Origin of the sequence: Paenibacillus sp. PDC88, from assembly GCF_900106725.1 — a bacterium.
Lineage (GTDB): Bacteria > Bacillota > Bacilli > Paenibacillales > Paenibacillaceae > Paenibacillus > Paenibacillus shunpengii.
Genome location: NZ_FNNT01000005.1, coordinates 217,041 through 242,080, shown reverse-complemented (window position 1 = coordinate 242,080; position 25,040 = coordinate 217,041). Strand labels below are relative to the sequence as shown.

21 protein-coding genes are annotated in these 25,040 nt (G+C 48.9%); 14 read left to right on the top strand and 7 right to left on the bottom strand.

Going from position 1 to position 25,040, the window contains the following annotated elements; all coding sequences use genetic code 11:
- Positions 1–13 precede the first annotated feature (13 nt).
- On the bottom strand, positions 14–2,350 hold the full coding sequence (locus BLW49_RS17010) for a ribonucleoside-diphosphate reductase subunit alpha (protein WP_090725732.1): 2,337 nt from the start codon (positions 2,348–2,350) through the stop codon (positions 14–16).
- Positions 2,351–3,039: 689 nt separating this feature from the next.
- Here BLW49_RS17010 and BLW49_RS17005 point away from each other — a divergent pair.
- Together BLW49_RS17005 and BLW49_RS17000 are read left to right on the top strand one after the other, a co-directional pair.
- The gene (locus BLW49_RS17005) at positions 3,040–3,339 is read left to right on the top strand and encodes an MTH1187 family thiamine-binding protein (RefSeq protein ID WP_090725730.1); all 300 of its coding nucleotides are present in this window, start codon (positions 3,040–3,042) and stop codon (positions 3,337–3,339) included.
- 142 nt (positions 3,340–3,481) lie between these two features.
- Positions 3,482–4,996, top strand: a complete 1,515-nt coding sequence (locus tag BLW49_RS17000; protein ID WP_090725728.1) for a sulfatase family protein — start codon at positions 3,482–3,484, stop codon at positions 4,994–4,996.
- A gap of 167 nt (positions 4,997–5,163) precedes the next feature.
- On the opposite strand, the gene BLW49_RS16995 is transcribed toward BLW49_RS17000, so the two are convergent.
- From BLW49_RS16995 to BLW49_RS16985, 3 genes are all read right to left on the bottom strand, one after another.
- Entirely contained in the window at positions 5,164–5,361 is a 198-nt protein-coding gene (locus BLW49_RS16995) for a hypothetical protein (protein ID WP_047911460.1), read from the bottom strand.
- 317 nt (positions 5,362–5,678) lie between these two features.
- Positions 5,679–5,867 (bottom strand): hypothetical protein, encoded by a 189-nt coding sequence (locus tag BLW49_RS16990; protein ID WP_090725727.1) that lies wholly within the window; start codon positions 5,865–5,867, stop codon positions 5,679–5,681.
- Positions 5,868–6,266: 399 nt separating this feature from the next.
- Positions 6,267–6,653: a hypothetical protein gene (locus BLW49_RS16985; RefSeq protein WP_090725725.1), complete on the bottom strand. Its 387-nt coding sequence runs from the start codon at positions 6,651–6,653 to the stop codon at positions 6,267–6,269.
- A 112-nt stretch (positions 6,654–6,765) separates the two neighbouring features.
- Between BLW49_RS16985 and BLW49_RS29050 the strand changes: the two genes are divergently transcribed.
- The 5 genes from BLW49_RS29050 to BLW49_RS16965 all read left to right on the top strand — a co-directional run bounded on the left by BLW49_RS29050 (position 6,766) and on the right by BLW49_RS16965 (position 10,768).
- Complete coding sequence (locus BLW49_RS29050; protein WP_218145894.1) at positions 6,766–6,897, top strand: YjcZ family sporulation protein; 132 nt, start codon at positions 6,766–6,768, stop codon at positions 6,895–6,897.
- 729 nt (positions 6,898–7,626) lie between these two features.
- Entirely contained in the window at positions 7,627–9,108 is a 1,482-nt protein-coding gene (locus BLW49_RS16980; RefSeq protein WP_090725723.1) for an HD-GYP domain-containing protein, read from the top strand.
- A gap of 124 nt (positions 9,109–9,232) precedes the next feature.
- Entirely contained in the window at positions 9,233–9,433 is a 201-nt protein-coding gene (locus BLW49_RS16975) for a CsbD family protein (RefSeq protein ID WP_047911464.1), read from the top strand.
- 207 nt (positions 9,434–9,640) lie between these two features.
- On the top strand, positions 9,641–10,315 hold the full coding sequence (locus BLW49_RS16970; RefSeq protein WP_090725721.1) for an oxidoreductase: 675 nt from the start codon (positions 9,641–9,643) through the stop codon (positions 10,313–10,315).
- A gap of 72 nt (positions 10,316–10,387) precedes the next feature.
- Positions 10,388–10,768, top strand: a complete 381-nt coding sequence (locus tag BLW49_RS16965) for a RidA family protein (protein WP_090725719.1) — start codon at positions 10,388–10,390, stop codon at positions 10,766–10,768.
- Between the two features lie 140 nt (positions 10,769–10,908).
- Here the strand turns inward: BLW49_RS16965 and BLW49_RS16960 are convergent, their stop codons facing one another.
- A complete protein-coding gene (locus BLW49_RS16960) occupies positions 10,909–11,670 on the bottom strand; it encodes a tryptophan-rich sensory protein (RefSeq protein WP_076314795.1) in 762 nt (253 codons plus the stop codon).
- Positions 11,671–11,896: 226 nt separating this feature from the next.
- Between BLW49_RS16960 and BLW49_RS16955 the strand changes: the two genes are divergently transcribed.
- From BLW49_RS16955 to BLW49_RS16930, 6 genes are all read left to right on the top strand, one after another.
- Positions 11,897–12,778 (top strand): carbohydrate ABC transporter permease, encoded by an 882-nt coding sequence (locus tag BLW49_RS16955; RefSeq protein WP_090725717.1) that lies wholly within the window; start codon positions 11,897–11,899, stop codon positions 12,776–12,778.
- 1 nt (position 12,779) lies between these two features.
- Entirely contained in the window at positions 12,780–13,616 is an 837-nt protein-coding gene (locus BLW49_RS16950) for a carbohydrate ABC transporter permease (protein ID WP_090725715.1), read from the top strand.
- A gap of 51 nt (positions 13,617–13,667) precedes the next feature.
- Positions 13,668–14,933, top strand: a complete 1,266-nt coding sequence (locus BLW49_RS16945; protein ID WP_090725713.1) for an ABC transporter substrate-binding protein — start codon at positions 13,668–13,670, stop codon at positions 14,931–14,933.
- A gap of 211 nt (positions 14,934–15,144) precedes the next feature.
- Complete coding sequence (locus tag BLW49_RS16940; RefSeq protein WP_090725711.1) at positions 15,145–18,330, top strand: DEAD/DEAH box helicase; 3,186 nt, start codon at positions 15,145–15,147, stop codon at positions 18,328–18,330.
- 30 nt (positions 18,331–18,360) lie between these two features.
- Entirely contained in the window at positions 18,361–19,095 is a 735-nt protein-coding gene (locus BLW49_RS16935) for a hypothetical protein (protein ID WP_090725710.1), read from the top strand.
- A 199-nt stretch (positions 19,096–19,294) separates the two neighbouring features.
- On the top strand, positions 19,295–20,284 hold the full coding sequence (locus BLW49_RS16930) for a M15 family metallopeptidase (RefSeq protein ID WP_090725708.1): 990 nt from the start codon (positions 19,295–19,297) through the stop codon (positions 20,282–20,284).
- Positions 20,285–20,352: 68 nt separating this feature from the next.
- Here BLW49_RS16930 and BLW49_RS16925 read toward each other — a convergent pair whose 3' ends face one another.
- Positions 20,353–21,441 (bottom strand): copper amine oxidase N-terminal domain-containing protein, encoded by a 1,089-nt coding sequence (locus BLW49_RS16925; RefSeq protein ID WP_177178765.1) that lies wholly within the window; start codon positions 21,439–21,441, stop codon positions 20,353–20,355.
- A gap of 328 nt (positions 21,442–21,769) precedes the next feature.
- Between BLW49_RS16925 and BLW49_RS16920 the strand changes: the two genes are divergently transcribed.
- A complete protein-coding gene (locus BLW49_RS16920) occupies positions 21,770–22,462 on the top strand; it encodes an alpha/beta hydrolase (RefSeq protein ID WP_256209801.1) in 693 nt (230 codons plus the stop codon).
- Positions 22,463–22,492: 30 nt separating this feature from the next.
- Here BLW49_RS16920 and BLW49_RS16915 read toward each other — a convergent pair whose 3' ends face one another.
- Positions 22,493–24,955, bottom strand: coding sequence for an Ig-like domain-containing protein (locus BLW49_RS16915; protein ID WP_256209800.1), 2,463 nt, complete (start codon positions 24,953–24,955; stop codon positions 22,493–22,495).
- Positions 24,956–25,040: the final 85 nt, after the last annotated feature.

The window sequence follows — 25,040 nt, the reverse complement described above, 5'->3', positions numbered from 1 at the left end:
GGGTGTTGCCTCCTTAAGATTCACATGATTCACATTCGTTCTCAATCGTAAGCGCACGGCTGCGTACGTAGTAAGTGGACTTGATGCCCGCCTTCCAAGCATGCAGGTGAAGATCAAGGAAATCTTTTGCACGGATATCAGGGCGCACGTACAAGTTAAAGCTCTGTGCCTGGTCAATGTGACGCTGACGCGCAGCAGCCATATCAATGGAAGCGTGCTGATCGATATTAAATGCAGTCTTGTAATACCAAATCGTCTTCTCGGACAGATCCGGTGCTGGATTCGCAATCTTGTAAGTTGTCTTCTCTTCATAAGACAGTAGCTCATACAGCGGGTCAATACTTGCTGTGGAACCGGCAATGATCGAAGTCGATGCGTTTGGTGCGATCGCCATCATCCATCCGTTGCGTACACCATGTTCACTTACTTCTGCTGCAAGCTCATTCCACTGTGCTGTGCTGACAAATTTGCCTTCACGGCTTCCGTCCGTGTAGCCGCGGGATGCGAAGTAGTTACCGTTCTCCCAATCAGATCCCGCAAATTTAGGGAATCTTCCTTTTTCCTTTGCCAGCTCCATACTGGATTTAATGGCAATATAGCTGATCTTCTCATACAGGTTGTCATTGTAGGTTACTGCTTCTTCGGATTCCCAGCGAATACCCTCAAGCGCAAGCAGGTGATGAAGACCGAAGGTACCAAGACCGACAGCACGGTACTGGCTGTTCGTATATTGTGCTTGAAGAACTTCAATATTATTAATGTCAATGACATTATCGAGCATACGCATTTGAATCGGAACCAGACGATCCAGAACACCATGTGGTACAGCGCGTGCAAGATGGATCGAGTTCAGGTTGCAGACAACAAAATCGCCCGGCTTCTTGGTAATGATGATGCGGGTCTCGCCGTCCTTGGTCACAAGCTCTTCCTGCTCAATCGTTGTAGCAGACTGATTCTGCATAATTTCTGTACACAGGTTGGAAGAGTAGATCATTCCTTTGTGACGATTCGGGTTCGCACGGTTTACCGTATCACGGTAGAACATGTACGGTGTGCCTGTTTCCAGTTGTGATTTCATGACACGCTTCATGATATCAATCGCTTGTACCGTGATGCGGGACAGGTCCGGATGATTGGTCGCTTCCTCGTATCTTTCACGGAAAGTGCCTTTGCCGAATTCTTCATCATAGAAGTCTTCAAGACCCAGAGCACGGCCATTCTCATCCTTCCAGCCCATCACTTTCTTCACTTCATGCGGATCGAACAGATTCCATTCGCCGCGGCTCTCTACACGCTCAAGGAACAAGTCCGGCAGGCAGATGCCGTGGAAAATGTCATGGGCACGCATGCGCTCGTCACCATTGTTCAGCTTAAGATCCAGGAATGCCAGGATGTCTTTATGGAAAACATCAAGGTATACCGCAATCGCACCTTTACGCGTACCAAGCTGGTCTACGCTGACGGCTGTGTTGTTCAGCTGGCGAATCCAAGGGATAACGCCGGAGCTTGTGTTCTTATGTCCACGGATATCGGAGCCTCTGGAACGTACTTTTCCGAGATATACGCCGATGCCGCCGCCCATTTTGCTGAGACGTGCTACATCCGTATTGGAATCGAAGATTCCTTCCAGCGAGTCGTCAACCGTATCAATGAAGCAGCTGGACAGCTGGCCGGCTACCTTCTTACCTGCATTGGACATCGTTGGGGTAGCTGCTGTCATATAGAGATTACTCATCGCCCAGTAAGCTTCCTTAACGAGCTCAAGACGTCTGTCTTCTGGCTCTTTGTGCATGAGGTACATCGCGATAACCATGTAGCGCTCCTGCGGAAGCTCCATAACTCTGCCGTCAAAGTCGTTCGCAAGATAACGCTCTGCCAGCGTCAAGAGACCGATGTAATCAAACAGTAGGTCATTTTTGGCTTCAATGGTGGCGCCTAGTTCTTCAATTTGTTCTTTTGTATAGCAATCGAGCAGCTCTTCGCGATAGATGCCTTTTTTCACAAGTGTCGTGATCAGTGGATAGAATGCACCGTACGGCTCTTCCGGATATGCTTTATAACGGCGGTTGTTAGCCGCTTTTTTATATAGAGAAGTGAGCAGTGAACGAGCTGCTGCATATTTCCAGTTCGGCTCCTCTTTGGTTACCAGCTCAAGAGCAGACATGGAGAAGGCATTGCTGATTTCTTCACTGGATACTTCGTCACGGCGCAGTTTAGAGGTTACACCACGTACGAGTTTTTCTTTATCAAGCATAGGCAGATCAGCAAGAATACGGTCTGCGTATACGGAAATACGGATCTCGTCAAAGGCAAGCTGACGATTGTTTGGTTTATTAACCACTTGTGGCATGAAGAGCCCTCGCTTTCTTATGATAGTGATAAATGGAGTAAAGCATTAAAAAAGTAAGATCATCCTGCTGTGAATTTCGCTGCATCTACATCGTGAATTTTCGGGCTAGAGAATCGTACTTGAAGTCATCGTACATAGAAAAAGCATTTTCCGGCTTTCTCGCGGCCAGATAAATGCCATTTGCGTCCCCGCTTGCTGGTATGGTTATACTGTTCGCAGGGGAAACGCGAGTTAAGGTGTAAATATAGGATTATTGGATAGCCCATATGTACCTGCTCAGTTCGTTGTCCCGTAACATGAAGCTCTTAAATCTCTAGAATTGCCTATTGTGGAGTAGCATAAATTTCTACTAAAAAAAGCTTGACAGTTATAGAGATTCGTACAATGGTCGATTCCGGTTCAACACTACATTTGGTTGATGTATTACAAGATTACCCCAATATGTTGTGCTTGTAAACACCACCTTGATGTTGAAACGCATTTGCGATTATAGCAAATATCCCAACATACCGCAAAGGAAAAGGGTTGGAAGAAGTAGTAGAATCTCTTAAATATTTTTTTTCTGTGAACAAGGATCATGCTACAATGGGTATATCGTCAACAAAAGTCAGAATGTTGAATCATGCGAAGAGCCCACAAAGGGTAAATTATCAATAATTGGAATTTCGACTAATTTGGAGGGGATATAAATGGCTATAGCTGAGGTGACTATTATTCCGATTGGGACAGGGAGCACAAGTCTGAGTCCTTATGTGGCCGAGCTGCAGCGTACGCTGGCTAAGCAGCCTGGAATCCAATACGAGCTTACATCCATGAGCACCATTATCGAAGGTGAACTGGACGATATATTTGCAGCCATTCGGGCATTGCACGAGACTCCATTCGGTGCAGGCGCACAGCGGGTCTCTACCTCGGTTAAGATTGATGACCGCCGTGACAAGCCGTCCTCCAGTGCCCAGAAGCTGGCTTCAGTCAGAGAGAAGCTGTAGATTTTGATGTCTTCTCATCATTCATTTCCGCGCCCTGCCCGACTCGATTCCATCTACATGTAGTATATATAATGACCGGACTGTCTAAATGTTCCGTCTTGCCTTGAAGTTCTCGAATAGATGCAGAGAGGATGAAGGGGAAATGCCGCAGGATAAGCCCAATATTATCTTTTTCATGACAGATCAGCAGCGCTGGGATTGCATAGGTAAATTTAACGAGCATATACACACGCCTAATTTAGATCGTTTGGCTGCCGAGGGCATCACATACAGTCAGGCCGTTTGCCAGTCTCCGATGTGCGTACCCAGCCGGACCTCCATGATGTTCGGATATTATCCTTCTCAGACAGGGGTCAGAACCAATTACGGCGGCATTTACGATGAGGACAGGCTGCCCTCTGATCCGCTTCCCGAATTGATGCGCAAGGCAGGATACCAGACAGCTGGATTCGGGAAAACGCACTGGAATCACAGCGAGCGGACGGAGATTCCTTCTGCCCGCGGGTTTGAGGTGAGGGCCGTAGGACTTGCGCGGGACAGCGGACATTACGAGGAGAATGCAATCATGATGGGCGACACCCATCCCGATTATCTTGAAGCTTACACCAGTGAAACGGCTCACTTTGGCAGTGGTGAGGAGAATGTTCACGGTTATATAGGCATGACCAGCCGGGTACCAATGGAGCAGCATCGTGACGGATGGGTCGCCGAGCAAAGTCTCAAGTTCCTGGATGAAGGTGTAGATCCGGATCGTCCGCTTTTTTTCTATCTGTCGTTTCTTAAACCCCATGCCGGCTTGAATGTTCCTAAGGCATTCGAGGATTTGTACTCTATTGCCGATATCCCGGATATTCCGCAGCCCCCATGGCTCGACGAAGAGAATACTCACCTTGCAGCATCAGATGAACTTAACAGCCGAAGCAGGGAGTTCTATCTGGACAAGAAAAAGGTATTCCTTGCGATGAGCGAAGAGGAGCGCAGACGTACAACACTCCGGTATTTTGCCAATTGTTCCTGGCTCGATCATTACTTTGGCTTGGCGCTTGAGAAGCTTGAACGGCTGGGAAGGCTGGAGGATGCGCTGATCGTCTTTGTTTCAGATCACGGAGAAATGCTCGGTGAACGGCAATTCCGGTTCTCCAAATATAATTTGTATGATGCAAGTGTCCGGGTGCCATTGATCTTATCGGGCTCGTGGATTGCTGAAGCGCGGCGGGGGACCATCGATGACCGTCCGGCAGAGCTTGTCGATCTCGTTCCTACGCTAAGCGTTGCTGCTGGATTGCCGCGCAATCCCATGCTGCCGGGATTTGATCTGCTGGGAGACTTGAGGCGGCAAGGGACATTCTGTGAATTCCACGGAAAAGGAGTCAGCGCACCGCATTCCGCACCGGCCTATATGTGGCGGACGAAGGAGTGGAAGCTGATCTTGTATATTGAGGGATCGGTGCGGGATGCTGCCTCAAGAGTACAGCACACCAAGGGAGAGCTGTATGACCTTGCGGCTGATCCTGGTGAGTGGGTTAACCTGTATGAAGCGGAGGAGCATGCGGGAATTCGGGAAAAGCTGAAGACAGCGCTGCTGATGCATCTTGCTGTTGCATGGTCTAAGGGACCCGTGCTGTACGATAAGGGCGGCTTGTCACCGCTTGCGTAAGCGCTGTGGATGTCCTTGTATTATGCCAACCTATTATTGCAGATAGATTCACATAAAGAAGCGAACGCTGTAATAGCGCTCGCTTCTTTGGTCTTGTTAGAGCTATATAGGTGCTTGTATGTCAATATCTTGATGTAAAATTTTGTGCAGTGGGTGCAGATCGAACTTTAGAAGTGAGCAGCAACGATGGTAGAGGAGTGTTTAATATCATGTATGTTAGCTGATATCCGTCCTTGGTCACAGATAATGACCAGGTTCTCTGAATCAGGGCTGATTTCGATTTCACCGAAGTAGGATGTGCCGTTATGCATCACTAAGCATACGCTGTATCCTTTATCTTCTGCATATTTCAGTGTGTCAAGCATGAGAATCCCTCCATTCCAAAAATATTACATACTCTATGTATCGACTAGATGGTCGCAAATGATAATAATGGAACAAAAAAACAGTTAAGTAATTTGATTATACTTAATTTTAAGATAAAAAAACATCCTCTTTTTTCCACGAAGAGCTGCTTATTTCAGTTATATACAAAAATGCGGGATAAGCTCTGGCCAGATCGAATGAACTATAAAAAAATCAGCCGAAAACCTTCCCGCTATTCTTCTTATCGTGAAACGACTGCCCATATCAATTGATGAGGGATCGCATAAGCTACTCTAGGTAATGTGAATTTTCTGCATCAAGTAATAACCTCTGTTACGTTCGGCAGGTATAGATCTTTCATCGCTATATATAGTCCGATGCCTGCAGCAATGAATGCAAGGATAGCAGCGATCAGGGCTAAGTATTCGATCTTATTTTCTGCAGCTTCTTCCGCAGTGTTGCCAATACTGTTTCTATTCTTGCTTGATATGCTGCTTTTTTTCATCCGCGTCACCCTCTTTGCTCAAGATGCCTCCGTTCTTTCTTCTAGTTTATGAATGCTCATAGGAAGGCGTTCTAAAAAAGGGTGCTTTCCCAAGTGATATTTACCCGAAAGGAGAGAAGCCCGTGAATAAACAGCAAACCGGTATAAGAAGGAAAGTGTCAAAGGCTCCGATCAGGAAAAGGACAAAGAAGTCAGCAAAGCGTGAAGCTGCCTCTAATGCTTTTTCTCTATTGTCATCGAAGCTCCTGGAGAACTTATCCCCGGAGCAGTTCTTGGCTCTATGCAGTACCTTAATTGAGATGAAGGATGGGGTTGTCGACATATTTAAAGAGGTGAAGCCTGAGAAGAAGCAGAAAATGCACGGTCTGATCGTGCAGTTCCTTGATCAATCCGACCAGCTCAATCTGCCGAAGAAATATAAGGCTGCATTGGGTGAGCTTGGGCAGAGATTGAAGCAGATGAATCTGGATCAAATGGCCCCAGCGGGAGTGAATCAAACTGTGCAAGCCTTACCGAATCCTCAGGGATCATCGCAGGGATTACCGAACAAGCCGCAGGTTCAGCAGGCACCACATCAATACCCGCACCATCCGCCAGGTCCGAATGGCCCTCATCCTCAGGGAAGACCTCAACAACAACCGCTTCTGCATCATCCCAATGGACCACATCTCCAGGGAGTCCCTCACCACCTACCTCATCCGTCCTATCCCCATGGACCACACCCGCAAGCTTCATCTCCCCACTTATTCCACCCTGGTCGTCCCCATCCTGATCACCGATCACCATCGCATTCTGATTAAACGACAGCACGAAATTAAATAAAAGGGCAAAAAGCCCGGTCGAAACAGAGCCGAGCAACATATGGTATGAGTGTAGTAAACAGAAAGGAGGAGTTACAATGAGCGAAGTAGGATACGGATACGGCGGCCAAGTAGGCGGATTCGGCGGTTACGATGGAGGTAAATCCCTCGGTGCAATCTTGGTATTGTTTATTCTCTTGGTTATTATCGTTAAAGCTTTCTGCTGGTAATGATTTGACCATGATATAAACTTAAGGTCTGCCTGCTTATTTGGGCAGGCCTGAAGTTTTGGCAGAGAGTACACGATGTAATCGTACTGCCCTGAATAAGTATACATAGTCGTCTCCATAAGCAGAGAGCCGTGCTCGTGACCATGTGAATTCAATCAGTATATGCTGTATGCCATAGAACGTTGGACAGCCCCCGTGCGATGTATGCTCGGGGGCTTAATGTTTGTGCTCCCAAGGTCGCCCTCGTCTAAATGATCAAAAGCGGCTTGGTTAAGCAATATAAATTTAACCTATATTCTAATGCTGCACTTCGTAGTAGCGTAGAAACTACTGCTGCATTGTATTCCTCTACTTACATTTCACACAACAAAAGCCCTGCCTCTCTTTTGTCCTTACGGCTCCGATGACCGCGCCAGTTTGAATGAAAATCATAAAATCTCGTGTTTGGGTTATAACGCGATTACTCCATGGGGTTAAATGAAGAGTTATCTTAATCCGGATCATATGCATTATTCTTATGTCAGCCGCGAATAAATGCATGACCTTCAAAGAGGAATGTAATGGGGTTAAATATTCATAATACTACCTAGTATATCATAGATGACAGCAATTTACAAATAAAGAACTCCTTCAGGGAAAACAGGAAAAAGCATATTCTCGGAATTGGGACTTCTGGGCTATAATAGAACTTGAGAATAAGCTTCTAGGGAAAGCGAGGTTGTATTCATCTTGCCACGGTATCAAGCGCTGCGCAAAAGATTGGCTGTTAACTACATCGCTAGCTGGGCTGCAACTGCTGTACTGGCGCTTCTGTCTATACGATCTTTAACACTTCATCTGCATGCGGCAGAGTCCCGCTATTTGGCAGGGATCTTGACTGCCGCATTACTTCTTTCACTGCTGATTGGAATATACCTTATCTTCAGGCAGGTTAGACCGTATAGAGATATACAGCTTCAAGTGGAGACCGGCACAGGTCTTCAGCAAGCGTATGATTTTCTCCACACCTTGCCGACTTATGCCTTCTGTCGGATACTGTACCTTCATTATATTTGCTTGTCTTTACCTGTCGTGCTGCTGAGCACGATTCTGGGGCGATTAGATCTTCTCCATCTATCATTTATACATACTTTATATATTGTAATAAGCCTTTTTTTCGCTGCTCACCTGCATGCCATCATTGAATTTATTATGACAACGAGAGCGATAAGACCTTACATAACAGCTGTTAAAAATAAAGCGAAGGCAATCGGAGCCCTGCTGACTTATACAGGGAAACAGTTCGTTTCTCTTGGTTCCACAACAGGGATGAGGACGACCTTTATTATCATCATGTATCCTTCGCTGCTCATATTCTTTATAACTGAAGTTCAACAATTTTATTTTTCTGAAATTGTCATGAGGGAGTATGCCGGCGGACTTGGCGTATGGCTTCTGCTGCTTGGCATCGGTTTCTCTATGTTTGCAGCAGCTTGTCTTATAAAACGAGATACGCTGGAGGCTGTAGAACAGGACTCGCAAACAAAAGATGGACAGATCGAACCAAGCACCTGTCATTCGGCATTCTACTCTATGACAGAAGGGTTTAATCGATTAAGTCTAGAGCTGAAAGAGAGAGACGAGCTGGTGAAGCAGCTGCAGGACAGCTATTTTTGTACACTATCGGCAGCGCTGGACGCCAGAGATCCATATACTGCGGGTCATTCTATGCGGGTGGCAGAATACTCGGTCATGATTGGCCGCAAGCTGGGGCTTGCAGAGGAAGAGCTTGATACCCTCTACAAAACTGCGCTTATTCACGACATCGGAAAAGTAGGCATCCCCGATATGGTGCTCCTGAAGGAGGGTAAGCTCAGTGAAGAGGAGTATCTGACAATTCAGCGTCACCCGGTGCTTGGCGAATCTATATTGCAGCATGTACAGCCGGCGCAGTCGATTAAGCCGTTCCTGTCCGGGGTGCGTTCCCATCATGAGCGTTATGACGGTAAGGGATATCCGGATCAGCTGGCTGGAGAGCGGATTCCGCTATTTGGCAGAATTATCGCAGTGGCGGACGCCTTCGACGCCATGACCTCAGACCGGCCTTACCGTAAAGGGATGAAGGATGAGGAGGCCATCTCTATACTGGAGCAGGGCCGAGGGACACAGTGGGACCCGATCATTGCAGGTATATTTGTAGACCAGTACCGGTGCAGACCATCCTGCTGTTAAGAACTTCATCTCCTACTTTGTCGATTCAACGACCCCGATTCGGGTTAAGAATATAACACGCTGGTGACATACTTTCTAGTCTCTAGGAACTTGGGATCACCATACAGACAAGGAGATGAGAAGAATGGATAACAACGTATTTAAAGGTAAATGGAATCAAGTGAAGGGCGAAGCCAAGAAGCAATGGGGTAAGCTGACAGATGATGATCTGGATGTCATCGATGGTGAGAAGGACAAGCTGGTCGGCAAGCTTCAGGAGCGATATGGTCACTCCCGCGACGAAGCCGAGAAGGAATATGATAACTGGAGCAGAACGTACCGTTAATCTAGTTTGAACTCGTACTCGGGTCCAGCCTCAGCTAAAGCTAAGGGCATGTAACTATGAGTTATTCAGTTCATTCTATATAGAAGCTTTAATGCATCAATTTCATAACGATGAATCCAAATTTAGAGAGCACAGATCCCATAGAGGATTTGTGCTCTCTTTGCATGGTATGATAGGGAAAAGTGAGTTTTTCAGGAGGTCTAGCTAGTGGGACGAAAAGGAATAGTCATTGGGGCTACTGGATTGGTTGGCAAGCAGCTCGTATCACAGCTGCTCGCACATGATGAATATGAACAGGTTACCGCGCTCGTGAGACAGGAGCTTCCGATATCCCACCCTAAACTGTCTCAAGTGATTGTGAACTGGGACGAGCTTGAAAGGCATGAGGAGGCCTTCATTGGAGCAGACGAATTGTTCTGCTGTATGGGCACGACCATCAAGAAGGCAGGATCGCAGGCGGCGTTCCGCAAAGTTGATCTGGAGTACCCCGTTACTGCAGCCAGACTCGCGTTGTCTCATGGGGCGAAGCAGATGATCGCTGTGACCTCCATGGGGGCCGACAGTACCTCACGCATCTTCTACCTCCGAACGAAGGGAGAGTTTGAGGACGATATCGCGAGACTTGGCTATCGCGGTGTTCATTTTCTTAGACCATCCTTGCTGCTTGGCGACAGAGAAGAGAAGCGCATAGGGGAGAAGATGAGTGAATGGATGTTGACACTAGCCGATCCGCTTCTTCGTAAAGGAAAAGGCCGGGAGTACCGGGCGATGCCGGTTACTCATGTTGCGAAGGCGATGATTATAGCAGCACTAAGGGATCAGAGCGGAGTCTATCGCCATTCGAACAAAGACATTTGGAAGCTGGCCGAACAACATCAATAGACAAGCCTGCTTCCTTTGACTACAATGACTATAGCAAAGCTTGGATAAACAAAATAAGAGGAGGAGATACATATGAGTAAGAACACGATTTCCACAGAGAATGCACCTGGAGCCATTGGACCTTATAGCCAGGCCGTCGAAGCGGGAGGCTTTATCTTTACTTCCGGACAGCTCGGCATTAATCCGCAGACTGGGGAATTTGGTGATACCGTTGAGGAGCAGGCTCGTCTCTCCCTTGAGAATGTGAAGGCCATTCTTGAAGCAGCAGGCTCAAGTTTGGATCAAGTGGTGAAGACGACGGTATTCCTGAAGGACATGAATGATTTTGCTCGTGTCAATGAGGTGTACAGCTCGTTCTTCAACCAGCCTTATCCTGCACGCAGTGCAGTTGAGGTCGCACGCCTGCCGAAGGATGCACTGGTCGAAATCGAGACGATTACGCTTAAGAAATAATAAGAGCTACGACACGAGAGCTTGATTCATACAAGAGCTACGACGTGAGAGCTGACAGAACTATCGTAGAAGAAAAAAAGAGAAGGACCGCCTCCCCTGATTTGACAGGGCAGACGGTCCTTCTCTTTTTATATGCAGCACTACTGTCTTCGTTTGGAGAAGAACAACCAGATCGAGTAGATCAGCAGCAAGGCTGCAATTCCAGCAGCCGTATAGGCTACTGAGCTGATATCCCATTGCTTAACACTAATCGCAATATATGCCCATACGAAGACAAGCGGCAGTATCGCATCATGATAGGAGAAGCTGACCGCCAGGGCTACAATGCCTCCAATCAACAGGAGAAGGATCGCCCAGGTCTCATCCCCAAGGCCGAATCCATCCCATCCCAGCTTGCTAAGCCAAACCGTCACATTGATAATCGATGCCACACTGACCCAACCGAGATAGATCCGGAAGGGGAGCTGAACGAACCATTTTTCACCTGTGGTTAGATTTTGAAGTGCCATGACACGCACATACATTTGGCTCAAAGAGAACAGCAGAATAAAGATGACGAGTACGGACCAGCCGAACCAGAGATTTTGCCAGAGGACAATCCAGCCTGCATTCGCCAGACAGCTGATGAAGAACCAGAATTTAAGGACTGCCGCCGTATTGCGCTGCTTCTGGGACGGCAGGAACTGCAGAATGATAAAACCGGCTAGTAAGGCATAAATGACAGACCAGATGGCAAAGGCATATCCGGCGGGTGTAATCAGTACAGGATATAGAGCAGACACCTCCGAAGTGGTTCTACCGCCAATCGGCAGCAGGTTGGCCAGCACGTTCATGACGATCACAAGTACAAATCCGATGACGTTAAGCCATTTATAAGGGTTCCCGTTAGTGGTGCGCAGCATAAAAGTCCTCCTCGCAATTATAAAATTTGACTCTATGGTTAATTAAGTACTCCTGTATATCCTTACCCAATAATTTCACGTTCAAAATAAGTGTATGCAAAAGAGCAGACAAGTAATGATATGCATCAAAAGTTTTATTTTTCCGTAATGTTCATTCATTTCCATTCATATGGGTTAAAGATAGTTAGAGATACAATATTGCTACTTGAAAGGGGGCTTGGCCAGCGTGATTAGCAAAAGGTCTTCACAGTGGCTGCAGCAGCTTATCTTTGTCGGTCCTTCACTTATCTTTTTCCTTCTCATTATTGTGGCTCCTTTTCTGCTGGGGATGTACTATTCCTTCACAAACTGGAATGGGGCAGCCAGCGAGCCGGAGTGGGCTGGACTAACCAATTTCGTAAAGATTTTTACGGATGACCCCGCCTTTCTCAAATCCTTCACGTTTACAGCGTGGTTTACACTTGCCGGTGTGCTGCTGACGAACGTGCTTGGTTTCTTTCTTGCTTATTTTCTAACTAGACCGCTCAAGACGAAAAATGTCCTGCGCACGATCTTCTTTATGCCGAATGTCATCGGCGGTCTGCTGCTCGGTTTTATCTGGCAGTTCATTTTTGTCCGTGGCTTCGCATCCGTAGGGGAAGCGACAGGGCTTGGCTTCTTTAATCTTCCTTGGCTTGGAGATGAGCCGACAGCCTTCTGGGCGATTGTGATCGTCTTTGTGTGGCAGACGGCCGGATATCTGATGGTAATCTACATATCTTCACTGAATAACATTCCCCATGAAGTCATTGAAGCGGCTCAAATCGACGGCGCGAGCAAGGGACAGATTCTGAAGAGCATCATCGTACCGCTGATTATGCCGGGGGTAACTGTATGTTTGTTCCTCGCTATCTCCTGGTCCTTCAAAATGTTTGATCTCAACCTGTCACTTACGAAGGGTGGACCTTTCCGTTCGACCGAATCGGTGGCGCTGAATATATACAACGAGGCGTTTGTGAACGGCAGGTACGGACTGGGTACGGCTAAAGCTCTGATCTTCTTCATTATCGTAGCCATTATTACGTTCATTCAGGTTCGAGTGACGAAGAGCAAGGAGGTTGAAGCCTAAGATGGAATCTACAAAAAGCTATCGAGTTGGCACGTTCATAACGGAGATTATGATGATTCTGCTGGCTCTTATCTTTCTTGTTCCTTTCTATTTTCTGTTCGCGAATTCGGTCAAAACGTTTGGCGATCTGCTGACCAATGCAGCCGCCTGGCCGCAGGCGTTCGAGTGGAGCAACTATCAACGAGCATGGGAGATTACTCATTTTCCCAAGGTGCTTACGAACTCCTTAATTGTAACCGTTATCAGTAATCTGCTGCTTGTGCTGATCAGCTCGATGAGCGCCTACCGGATGGTTCGGCACAACACCAAATTTAATCGTTTACTGTTTGCGCTGTTCGTTGCGGCGATGGTTATTCCGTTCCAATCCATTATGATTCCGCTTGTTAAAGTGACGAGTACGGTAGGTCTGATGAACAGCCATTGGGGACTTATTATCTGTTACCTCGGCTTCGGGGTTCCAATGTCGGTGTTTCTCTTCCACGGATTTGTGAAGTCCGTGCCTGTCGAGATCGAGGAAGCAGCAAGAGTGGATGGCAGCAATGCCTACGGCGTATTTTTCCGAATTGTATATCCGCTCATGCGACCGATGTATGTCACGATTATCATCTTGAACACACTGTGGATCTGGAATGATTACTTGCTGCCATCCATTGTGCTGCAGGATGCTGAGCTGCATACAATTCCGATCGCAACCTATGCCTTCTTCGGTCAATACACCAAGCAGTGGGATCTGGCGCTGCCAGCACTGGTACTAGGGATCACACCGGTCATCCTGTTCTTCCTTCTGATGCAGAAGCACATCATTCAGGGGATTACAGCAGGCTCGGTCAAAGGTTAAGCATCGATTCCGTGAATCAATCACGTTAATTCATATGAGGAGGAATTCGTCTTGAAGAGAAAAGGGTTGTTCTTGTTTACGCTGGTATGGGTATGTGCTGTCGTTCTATCCGGCTGTGGCGGAGGTTCAGGCAGCGGCACTGAGGATGGAAAGACGACGATTAAGATTTTTCAATACAAGGTCGAAATTGCGGAGGCCTTCGATCGGCTTATTGCGGAGTATGAGGCGGAGCATCCGGATATCAATATCGAAATTGAGACGGTCGGCGGCGGCAGTGACTATAGTGCAGCGCTGAAGACCAAGTTCGCAGGTACAGAGCATCCGGATATCTTCAACGTTGCCGGTTACCGTGAGCTGGACACATGGATTGATTCTCTTGAGGATCTGTCGAATGAGCCGTGGGTAGATGATATCATCGAAGTCGCCAAAGAGCCGATGACGAAGGATGGCAAGCTGTACGGTCAGCCGCTTGGGCTTGAAGGATATGGATTTATTTATAACAAGGACTTGTTCGAGCAGGCTGGCATCACCGAGCTTCCGAAGACACTGACAGAGCTTGAAGCCGTGGCACAGCAGCTGCAGGATGCCGGCATCGTGCCATTCTCGAATGGTTATCAGGAGTGGTGGGTGCTCGGGAATCACAATGCCAACGTTCCCTTTGCGCATCAGCCGGATCCGGTTGCCTTTATTGATGGTCTGAATGCGGGAACAGAGACGATTCCGGGCAATGCTATTTTTGAAGACTGGGTTAATCTGCTCGATCTGACCCTTGCCTATGGGAATAAGAACCCGCTGACGACAGACTATAATACGCAGGTCACTCTCTTTGCTACGGGTGAGGCTGCAATGATGCAGCAGGGGAACTGGACACAAGTGCAGATCGATGGAATCAACCCGGATCTGAACCTCGGCATTCTGCCAATGCCAATCGGCGAAGATGCTGAGGTGTATGATAAGCTTTTTGTCGGCGTACCGAACAACTATGTGATTAACAAGAACTCTGAGGTGAAGGAAGAGGCGAAGGACTTCTTGGAATGGCTCGTAACCTCGGAGACAGGTAAGCGGTACATGACCGAGGAATTCAAGTTTATTCCGGCCTTTAAGAGCGTGACGGCTGACGGTGAGGTGCTCGGAGATCTGGCGGCAGAAATTATAAATTACAGTGATCAGGATAAGTTGCTGAGCTGGAACTTCAACCGTTTTCCGGAAGGTGTGCCGCAGGAGTATGGTGCTGTGATGCAGGCCTACATTGCCAATCCGGACCCGGCGAAGCTGCTGGAAGATATGCAGAAGAGCTGGGACAGCCTTAAGGAGTAGATGAAGTAAGCGTATGGATACCATAGATATAGAGAAAACGTAAGAGATGGCTTAGAGACGGCTCCGTAATCGAAGGGCTGTCTCTTTTTCTGTGAGATGGAGTCAAGTAAACCAAGGGATTACCCTTGAATTCGACTTAACAATTTTAAAAAGAGCGATTTTCGTATATGATGGAGAGTAACAATCTAAAGGGGCTAACGGGTGACTTACGATGAATCAACCACTTTATGGAATATGGCTCGGAGATGTGTTTTTTTGTTTTTCAGGAGAAACATCGGAACCAAAAGTCGATGCTTGGAGTCATTTAATAAGAAAAATGAAGCTGAAGGACGGGACCTACCGTCCATTTCAACATGCCGCTCTGCGTCTTGCAGAGCTGAGATGGCAGATGAAATCGGTCCAGCAGGAAGCGAGTGCAGGTCCGAGGAAGAAGCGGCCCGCATTTGGCCGGACGCTGGAAGGCTTGGCGCTCACTCCAAGAGATGCATTTGAGCTGCTGATTCGCTGGAATAAGGAAGAGGCAGAGCAGGCAGGCTTTGACCCAGGCGGTGAAATGGAATACTGGGCTAAGGCGGCTAGATTTGCCATGGAGCTGCTGATTCGAGGGCAGATTACTCCAGGCACAGCCCCTGTGACCTCAGCCGGTGGAAGGCGCAGAGGCAATCAGTCTGCTGTAACAGCCGTATGGCTTCCCAAAATAACGGAGCCTATGGATACAGAACGCTTCCTGAAGCTGGCTGAATCCATCCCAGCCATCTGTCTGACCGCATCCAGTGCGTACGCGGAATCGGAAGCCAGCACGGTGAAGGAGGCAGGAGCAGCTGTCCTGTACTCTTTCCTCAGACAAACGATTCATGCAGCAGTGTCTGCCGAGATTGCCTCTGTAGAGAGCAGTCTGTCTCGTTACCGGGCTAATTACAGACGAGGGTATTCTCCACTCACGGAGCTGTGGTGGAACAGTCTGCTGACAGGCTCGCGGGAGCTGAGTGTGCAGGCCGCTGTTCAAGAGATTGAGGAATTGAGTGACAGCGTGATTCAAGCGGCAGAGAGTGCTCCACCAGGGATTGAAGGGGAAGCTGCTGGCCCTGAAGAGGGAAGATTGAAGCTGAGCCTGCGGCTTGAGCCGTCAGAGCTGGAGCGGTCCTCTGCATGGAAAGTGAGCTTCTGGGCAGAGAGTGAGAACGAAGCTGATTTTCGGGTGCCGATCCAGGCGATATGGGCTTATCCTTCGCCAGATGTGGATCGAGGAACGGTAAAATACAGCCGGGTCCAGGAGCAGATGCTCCTCGCCTTAGGCAAAGCAAGTGAAGCTGCACCCAGCCTGCAGTCGGCTATGGGGGCAGCTCCTCATGAGATTGAGATGGATGCACAGCAATTTTATGAATTTATGTCTTCTTCTGTTCCCAAGCTGCAGCAGATGGGAATTACCATATTGATGCCCTCCCGCTGGAGCCGGGAAGGGAAGCGGAAGACCGGGCTTCGGCTGCGGATGCTGCAAAATGGCGAGGCACCGGGTGCACAGAAGGCACCGGCCCTTGGAATGGAGCAGCTCGTTAAGTTTGAGGCTGAAGCTGTCCTGAACGGGATGCCGGTAACGAAGGAGGAGCTTGCACAGCTTGCGGCATCTTCGATTCCGCTCGTGGAGTTCCGGGGGGAATGGATCGAGATTGATCCGAAAGAAATTCGCCAGGTGCTGCGTTTTATGAAGAAAAATGAGGAAGGCTCCATGGCCCTGTCTGAATGGATTCATCTGGCTGTTGATGAGGATGAGGAAGCGAGCTGGAAAGGGATGTCCATTTTTGGCGCTGAATCATTTGGCATGCTGTCCTTCCTTCTGGATGGCCAGGTGCTGAGTCGGACCCAGATCAGGGATACGCCGCCTTCCCTTCATGGTAATCTGCGGCCGTATCAGCAGCGTGGCTATCAGTGGCTAGCTGCCATGCGTGATCTTGGCTTCGGGGTATGCCTTGCCGATGATATGGGTCTTGGGAAGACCATACAGGTTATTACCTGTCTGCTGGATTCCAAGCTTGCGGCACGGGAAGCGAGGGAAGCGGAGCGGGAGCTGGAAGATCGTCATGGCGGGTTAGATATCCTGGAAGATGATGAATTCGATACGGAGCATCCGGCCCTCATCATCTGTCCCACCTCCCTGCTTGGGAACTGGCAGCGGGAAATTAAGCGTTTTGCACCGGACTTTAAATTATATATTCATCATGGTACACAGCGGCTGCACGGAGAAGCCTTTCGGAAGCAGGCTGGGGAGCACGATATTATTCTCACGACGTATCATCTGGCGGGCAGGGACGGGGCAGATCTGGCCTCGATTGAGTGGTCCTCTGTTGTGCTGGATGAAGCCCAGTATATTAAGAATTATCGAACCAAGCAGGCGCAAAGTGTCATGAAGCTGTCTGCGCCGCACCGTATTGCCATGACTGGGACGCCTGTAGAGAACAGGCTTAGTGAGCTGTGGTCCATCTTTCAATTTCTGAATCCCGGCTATCTGGGTACGGCAGCGTCCTTTAGACAGCGTTATACAATAGGTGCTCAGGAGGACACGAGCTCTCTGCGTGAGCTTCATCGCCTGGTATCGCCATTTATGCTGAGAAGGCTCAAGAGTGATCCCGATATTCGCAAGGATCTGCCGGAGAAGCTGGAGCTTAAATCCTACTGTTCACTTACAGTAGAGCAGGCAGCTATATATAAAGGCGTTGTTGATCAGCTGCTGACCGGCATCGAGGGGCAAACGGGGTTTACACGCAAAGGTGTTGTATTATCCTCCTTGACCAAGCTGAAGCAAATATGCGATCATCCTGTACTCGTTGAGCACAGCCGCAAGGATGCGGGGCGCGTAGAGGCGTCAGGCAAGCTTGAGCGCTTGATGGAGCTGACAGATGCAATTCGTGATAATGGTGAGGCAGCCCTTATTTTTACCCAGTATGTGTCGATGGGGGAGATTCTCGTTCAGCAATTGTCTCAGCGGTATGATGAGAAGCCTTTCTTCCTTCACGGAGGGGTTTCGAAGGCAGAACGAGACGAAATGGTAGAGCAATTCCAGAACGGCAAGGGTCCTTCCATCTTCGTTCTCTCCTTGCGGGCAGGCGGGGTAGGCCTCAACCTGACTCATGCGAGTCATGTCATCCATTATGATCGCTGGTGGAATCCTGCGGTAGAGAATCAGGCGACAGATCGGGTATTCCGAATTGGACAGAAACGAAATGTCCAGGTGCATAAACTGATATGCCAGGGGACGCTGGAAGAGCGAATTGACGAGCTGATCGAGAGCAAGAAACAGCTGTCGGAGCAAGTGGTCGGTTCGGGTGAGAACTGGATTACAGAAATGTCTGATGATGAGCTGAAGGGCCTCGTAAGTCTTCAAGGTGAGATGTGGGTATAGAACAGCAATTAAACAGGAGGTGAGGCTGTAGTGACCTATCAAGTAAACCATTTTAAACTGGAGCCTCACGGCTGGAAGGCAAGCATTGAGGACACAGCGGAGAATGACTCACAAGCACCAGAGCGCGAGGTGGAGGTCGAAGCCACTTATAGACAGCTTAACGAAGAGCAAAGAGCCGAATTGCTCGAAGAGCTGCAAGAAGACGCCTATACCTTGTACCTCCTTCTTGCAGGAGGCGCAGTTGAGCTCGAGAATTCGGTGCTGATCTCCTGGGTAAAATATGCAGATGTGAGCTGCTCCTGTAATCGCATCGCATGCCCTCATATCGAAGTCGCCTTGCAGGCGGCTGCAGAATGGGCCGCTGCAGATACGCTGAGACTGCTTGATATGCTGGGTCTGGCGCGTGAGGAGCTGCTTACAGAGGTGTTTCGCAGGTGGTCCCTTGAATCGGTATCCACCAGCACTTCTCAGGCAGCGTCGTTACTGGAACGCAAAACCCAGCGCGCAGGCGGCAATTCTTCAGCCATTCTGGACTACATCGGCGATGCCGCTGGCAATCGTTCGCTGCACATGCCGGGTCCAGAATTCGATGCTATTGAAGTGAAGTTATCTCCACCTGGAGAGCTGACTCCGCCGTCGTCCGGTATTGCTCAGCTTGTGCCGTCAGTTCCTGCGGAGGCAGCTTTAGAGCATATCCGCAAGCAGGTTTCGCAGAGAGCGTCCAAGTGGGCAGAGGAACTGAATCTCAAGACAGCCAAGAAATGAACGGAAGTCGGTAACCCGCCTACTTAGAACTGAATGAAGACCACCGAGCAGGCGCGGATCCTAGGCTCGGTGGTTTTTTGTATCTGCCACCTTATATTGACCTATACCAAGATGAGGGTTTGAAGCTCTACCTCGATAGGTCTATAATGAATGAGAGAGATTTGAACAGCTATAAATTTGGGATAGGGGAAATAACAAAATGACGACTTCAATAACCAAGAAACGACGCTGGACGATGGTTCTGTTTACGATCATGCTGTTCTCTGCCTTTGCACTGGCAGGCTGTGGGAACGGGGAAGATCCACAGGAAGATCAGACGCAGACGACGCCGGATGGAGCGGAGAATCCTTCACAGGAGGAAACGCCAGATGCGTCGGAAGACGACAACACAGGTGAAGATGCGCCTGCAGATAACGATGCGAACGAGAACGGTGAAGCTCCTAACGGAGACCAAGATAATAAGGACGATGACGCCGAGGAGCCTTCGGAAGGTGCGGGAGAGGATGACAGCACAGGAAGTGCAGAGGAAGACAGCATTATGGCGCTTCGGGCTGCAAGCTCCCTGCAAAGTACGGTAGAAGTCATTGGAGATAAGAATGTGGTTACGAACCCGGATGCGATTACGGTCATCGTCAACAAAGAACGCAGTCTGCCTGATGGATACGAGCCGACAGATCTTGTAGAGCCGGACGTTCGCTTCTCATTCGATGAGCCTCACGAGAAACGGCATTTGCGTAAAGAGGCCGCAGATGCACTGGAGGAGCTGTTTGCCGCAGCAGAAGCGGATAATATTGAGCTTCGTGCGGTATCGGGATATCGCTCTTATGACCGTCAGGTTGCCGTATTCAACAGCAGTGTAGAGCGTAATGGCGAAGAATACGCGCTCCGTGTAAGCGCACAGCCAGGGAAGAGTGAGCATCAGACCGGACTGTCTATTGATGTATCCAGCCCAAGCGTAGGCAATGTATTGGAAGAAATCCTTGGCGACACCGAGGAAGGTAAGTGGCTTGCTGAGCACGCGCCTGAATTTGGATTCATTATTCGTTATCTGGAAGGTCGGGAAGAAACGACAGGCTATGTTTACGAGCCTTGGCACATCCGTTATGTAGGCAAAGAGCTGGCACCGGATATTGCTGCAAGTGGACTTACGCTTGAGGAGTACTTTGACGAAGCGAATATTAAGCTGTAATTAGACAAGAAGCAGGAGATCCATGAAGATCTCCTGCTTCTTTTTGTCATCTACGTCTGTTTTATACGTTATTCAGCTGGGAATGGCTTGATTGTCTCTGTCGAATCTTCAGCTTCTGCTGGTGCTTCAGCTGACTCTTCAGGGGACTGACTGACATCTACCGAATCAACAACGATCTTGATTGCATTGCCGATTGGAGGCAGGCTGCGGGTCAGAACACCATTGTGGAAGCCGATTACATAATCCTCGTTCGTAATGGATGCCGGATCAACCTTCTCGCCTTTGGTATTCACGACCTGAGTATCCTCATTAATCTGCAGTACGATTTCAGACTGCGGGTTTGCTGCAAGCATTCCGCTCTGAATGAGGAGGCTGCGGTCACCGTTATCTGTTACACGAATATCACCGATGGTCCCTTCAACGCTGTGAAGGTTCTCTTGAGCCTGCTCTGTGACGGTGATCTTGTACACAGCAGATTGAGGCGGCATGCTGAGTGCCATTACGATGGAATGCTGTGCTTCCACTTGATCCCCGACTTTAAGATCGGTGATATCCAGGCTAGTACCATCCGCTAACAGGTATTCCGTGTCGTCAATAGCATTCAGGATTAAGCTCTCTGGGCCGACTCCGTTAATGTGGACTCTGGAATCATCAGCATAAGTAACGACACCCACTGAGGTTGCAAATTCCTGTACTTCTTCCGTCGTAATCGTTACGGAGCCTCCTTCCGTTTTTACATTGGCATGCAGTACTTCACTTGCAAAGTTTAGCGGAACGTATTGTGTGCCCTCGACAATGACAGGTACTTGTCCAAGCTCGACGTACATGCGATTCACATTATACTGATCTTTACCTGTCGGTATAGCAGTCCATACATTACCTTTAGTTAATTCCGCTGTCTTGCTATCCTTCACCCATGTGAGCTCCATACCAAGCGCTTCTGCGAGGGCGCGGACAGGAATCATTGGATGCTCGGCATCAGGCAGTATAAATCCTGCATCAATGGCATGACCGTTGACTGTAATACTCACCTTGCCTGCCGCTGTGGTGGAGACAGATACAGGGGCGTCGGTGTTACCGTTAGCGTACACATATCCACTGCTTAGGGCTGCGGTCAGTGCGAGTGCAGCTGCGCCGGTTTTCATTTTCTTGTTCATTCGATCTTGATCTCTCCTTCGTCTTGATGTAAGTGTCACTTCAGCCGTAAGAACAACGCAAGCTACGGTGGTGGTCACCATGAAGCGGCGAATGGTCCAGCGGTTGACAAGTTATTAGACGAAGTCAATCCGATGAAGGTTGCAATGTCCTCAATACTGGTGCTTAGCTCCTATCCCTATACTCTTCCGTACATAGTCCATGGATGTTGCTGCCTTATGTTAATAAAATTAGGGATGATGACTTCCATAATACCCTGTTCTAAGATAGCGAGGAGAATAGAGACAGATGAGAGAAACCTTTAAGCAAGAAAAAATAGGAGGGAGGGACGTGCACATATATTTGCCTCCATCCTATCATCAAGGTGCTGCACGATTTCCCGTTGTTTATATACAGGACGGAATGACATTGGTACGAGATTGCTTGAATCTGCTAGAACACAAGCTTCGGATCAAGGAGCTTCCCGAGATCATATTTGTGGGTATCGTACCTATTCATCGCAATGATGAGTATACTCCATGGCCTGCTCCGTCATTAAATGGAAGGTCAGCGGGTTTTGGCGGCATGGGAGAGGAGTATATATCGTACGTTGCGGACGTGCTGAAGCCGCATATGGACCAGACTTACCGCACCCTTTCCGGTCCAGAGAATACAGCAATGGCAGGAGCCTCTCTGGGCGGAATGATCTCGATCTATGCGGCATATCAGCGCCCGGATCTGTTCGGAAGAATCGGTGCTATATCTGCCTCGATGTGGTACGAGGGGATGCTGGCCTTTATTCAGAATACGGAAGTGCCCTCATGTGATCAGAAGCTGTATATGTCTGTAGGCAGCCTGGAAGGTGTATATAAAGAAAGTATCCAGCGAAATATGGTAGAGAATACACATGAAGCCTACAGAGCACTGATTGATAAAGGCTTTCCCGAGGATCGGCTAAAGTTCACGGTCGAAGAAGGCGGAACACATGACGCTATGTTTTTTGCGAAGCACTTTCCCGAAGCGCTAAAATGGCTGTTCACATAGATCGCTCTGCCTTCTTATCATTTCACCGATTTACGGTCCCCATGTGACACTTAGATAAGGCAGTTCATCGTACGCGCCTGCCCAGTAATATCCGGATGCCATCATGCGGCGGGGCTCGAAGCTGATCTCGCCGTCAGCGGCGGTCATGCTCTCAGACACCGCTTGAAAAAGTCCGTTCGCATCCGTAGCGGCGGTAACATACTTGCCTGCCATGCGTGTGAATCTGCCGCTGACCTTGGCAGGCACCGGTTCTCCGGTGTCGCGGTCGATGACACTGAAGGAGACGGCTGCTTTTCCGCCAGTAAATTCGATGTTCATATCACGGATGACCATAGGCTTGAGTGTGGAAGAGCCAGTGGTCGCAGAACCGATGCTGCTCGCCGGACCTTCATTGCCCTGAATATCGACAGCTGTCACTTGATAGTAGTAGGTCGTATCCGGCAGCAGCCCTTTGTCTATGAACGATAATCCTTTGGCTGTGCCTGCATACGTCTCCGGCCCAATACTAAATGCAGCATCTGTACTGCGATAAATCCGATAATCGTTGATGGCGGTATTATCCTGTGCCATCCCGTAAGAGAGGTCGATCCGTTGATGGTCAAAGGTTACAGCCTGCACCTGTCCGGCAGGAGCGGTTGGCGGCTCGCTGTCCGCAGGAGGTGCCCATCGATATCCTCCAGGTCCCCACTTGCTAGGGAAATCAATCAGTGATGAATAATGGTGCAGCGCAACGCCGCCGAAGGCAGGGTCATTCTCAAAGGCAGTGTAGACCTTGGCCAGCTCCTGTTCCATGTAGGTTCTTCCTTCTTCATGGAAACTGATCGTCTCCGGGTCTCCACCATCCGCAATGTCTTTGGTTTCCACTCCGATAATGACGGATTTCGGCTTGCCGATTGCATTCGCATAAGCAGCCTCACCAAGTGCATGATTGATGATGCCGGCGCTTCCTTCCGCCTGATCACGATAGTTCATAATCGAGATATAATCTGCTGTATCCTGAATATGTTCCGACATCCATTTGGTTGCTCCATTCCAAGGAATGTTGCTGGCATCGGCTGATGTGTCGTACCATCTTGGGATCGCTGCTCCAACTGGGAATGTGAGGCCGGAAGCAGCCTTGCGTTCCATAAGTGCGGCAAGCATATCAAGATACTGAACCTGGACAGACGGTTTGGCTGTCTTGAAATCAGGCAGGATGTAAGGCTCTGTATCGAGATTGATGCCATCAAACTGCGCTTCGGAATCAGAAGCAATATTGTAATTCAGCACTTTTTCAAACTCCCGCACCGCCTGTGTACGGTATCTTGTGTAGGCTCCAAAATAAGGTGGCTTGGTTCCACCGGCAATCAGAGCTTCCACCCGAAATCCTGCTCCATGAGCCCATGTAATAAACTGCCGGACTTCACTGCGATAATCCTCCAGCATAGAGGCTCCATCATATTGGTCAACACCTAAGTATAATGTCGTGATGGGCCGCTGATTAAAGGTCGTTGTATCGGATGCAAGCGAGGACAAGACAGGCCAGGAATTTGGGTTCCGTACGAGATGATAAGACGCGGTCTCCCATATCCATATCGCCCGATCCTGATCAGGGAGTGGAGAAGGCTCAGCCAGCAATTCCCCCAATTCCTCTGTGGAAGAGTCTGGTTCATAGACACTATCTGTCACCGAATCCGATTCATATACACTGTCTACGACCGAATCAACCGAATCAATGGATTCGAGGTCCATCTGTAATGATCCGTCATTCACTGTTTCACTATCTACATCATTCTCTATACCCATCTCCATATCATTCGCCGCGTCGTTTAACTCCCCGGCATTTGAAATCTTCCTTGTGTCTGCGTAAATCGTCGGACTGTATCCTGTATTCCCGTTCGCGTCGGTCGCTCTAGCTTCCAGACTGTGTACCTTCTTCGCTTCCATGCGTGTATCCCAGGTATAGGAATATCCATCACGGCTGGATGCAAGTGGAATCCACTCTTTACCATCAATGCGAAGCTCAACTGCTGTAATGGGGTTCTTGCTGTTAACCGCAATATTGACCCGCTCTTTGGCCTTCAGCATAGCGCGTTCGGCCGGACCTGTAACAAGAACCTCAGGGATGTGTGCTGCAGGGTTATCCACGACAAGTGACATAAAGGAGGACCATATCCCATATCTGGTGCCGGTATCCTTTGACTTCAAGACAACCTCAATCGGACCGTCCCATTGTGAAGTATCGAGGGAATAAGACCAATCTCCGCTGTCGTTACCGTCCGGATCATCCATCTGCACATCGGTTACCATCTCGCCGTTCACAATCAGTTCCACTTCATACACATCGGTATACGTACCATAGAGCTGGGTCAAGCCTGGGGAGATCGTCTGTCCATCCTGATGCGAGTCAATCGTAATCCGGGCTGCTGCGGTAACAGAATAAGGGGGGACATAAATTAAGAAGAGTCCTAATACGAGGCTCAATAAACCACACGTTCGCAGAAATGAAAACATGATCATCTCACATCCTTGTCAATATGATGTAAACATATTTGACGGGAAACGCTGCTGTGATCACTGCCAAGACCGATCTACGAAA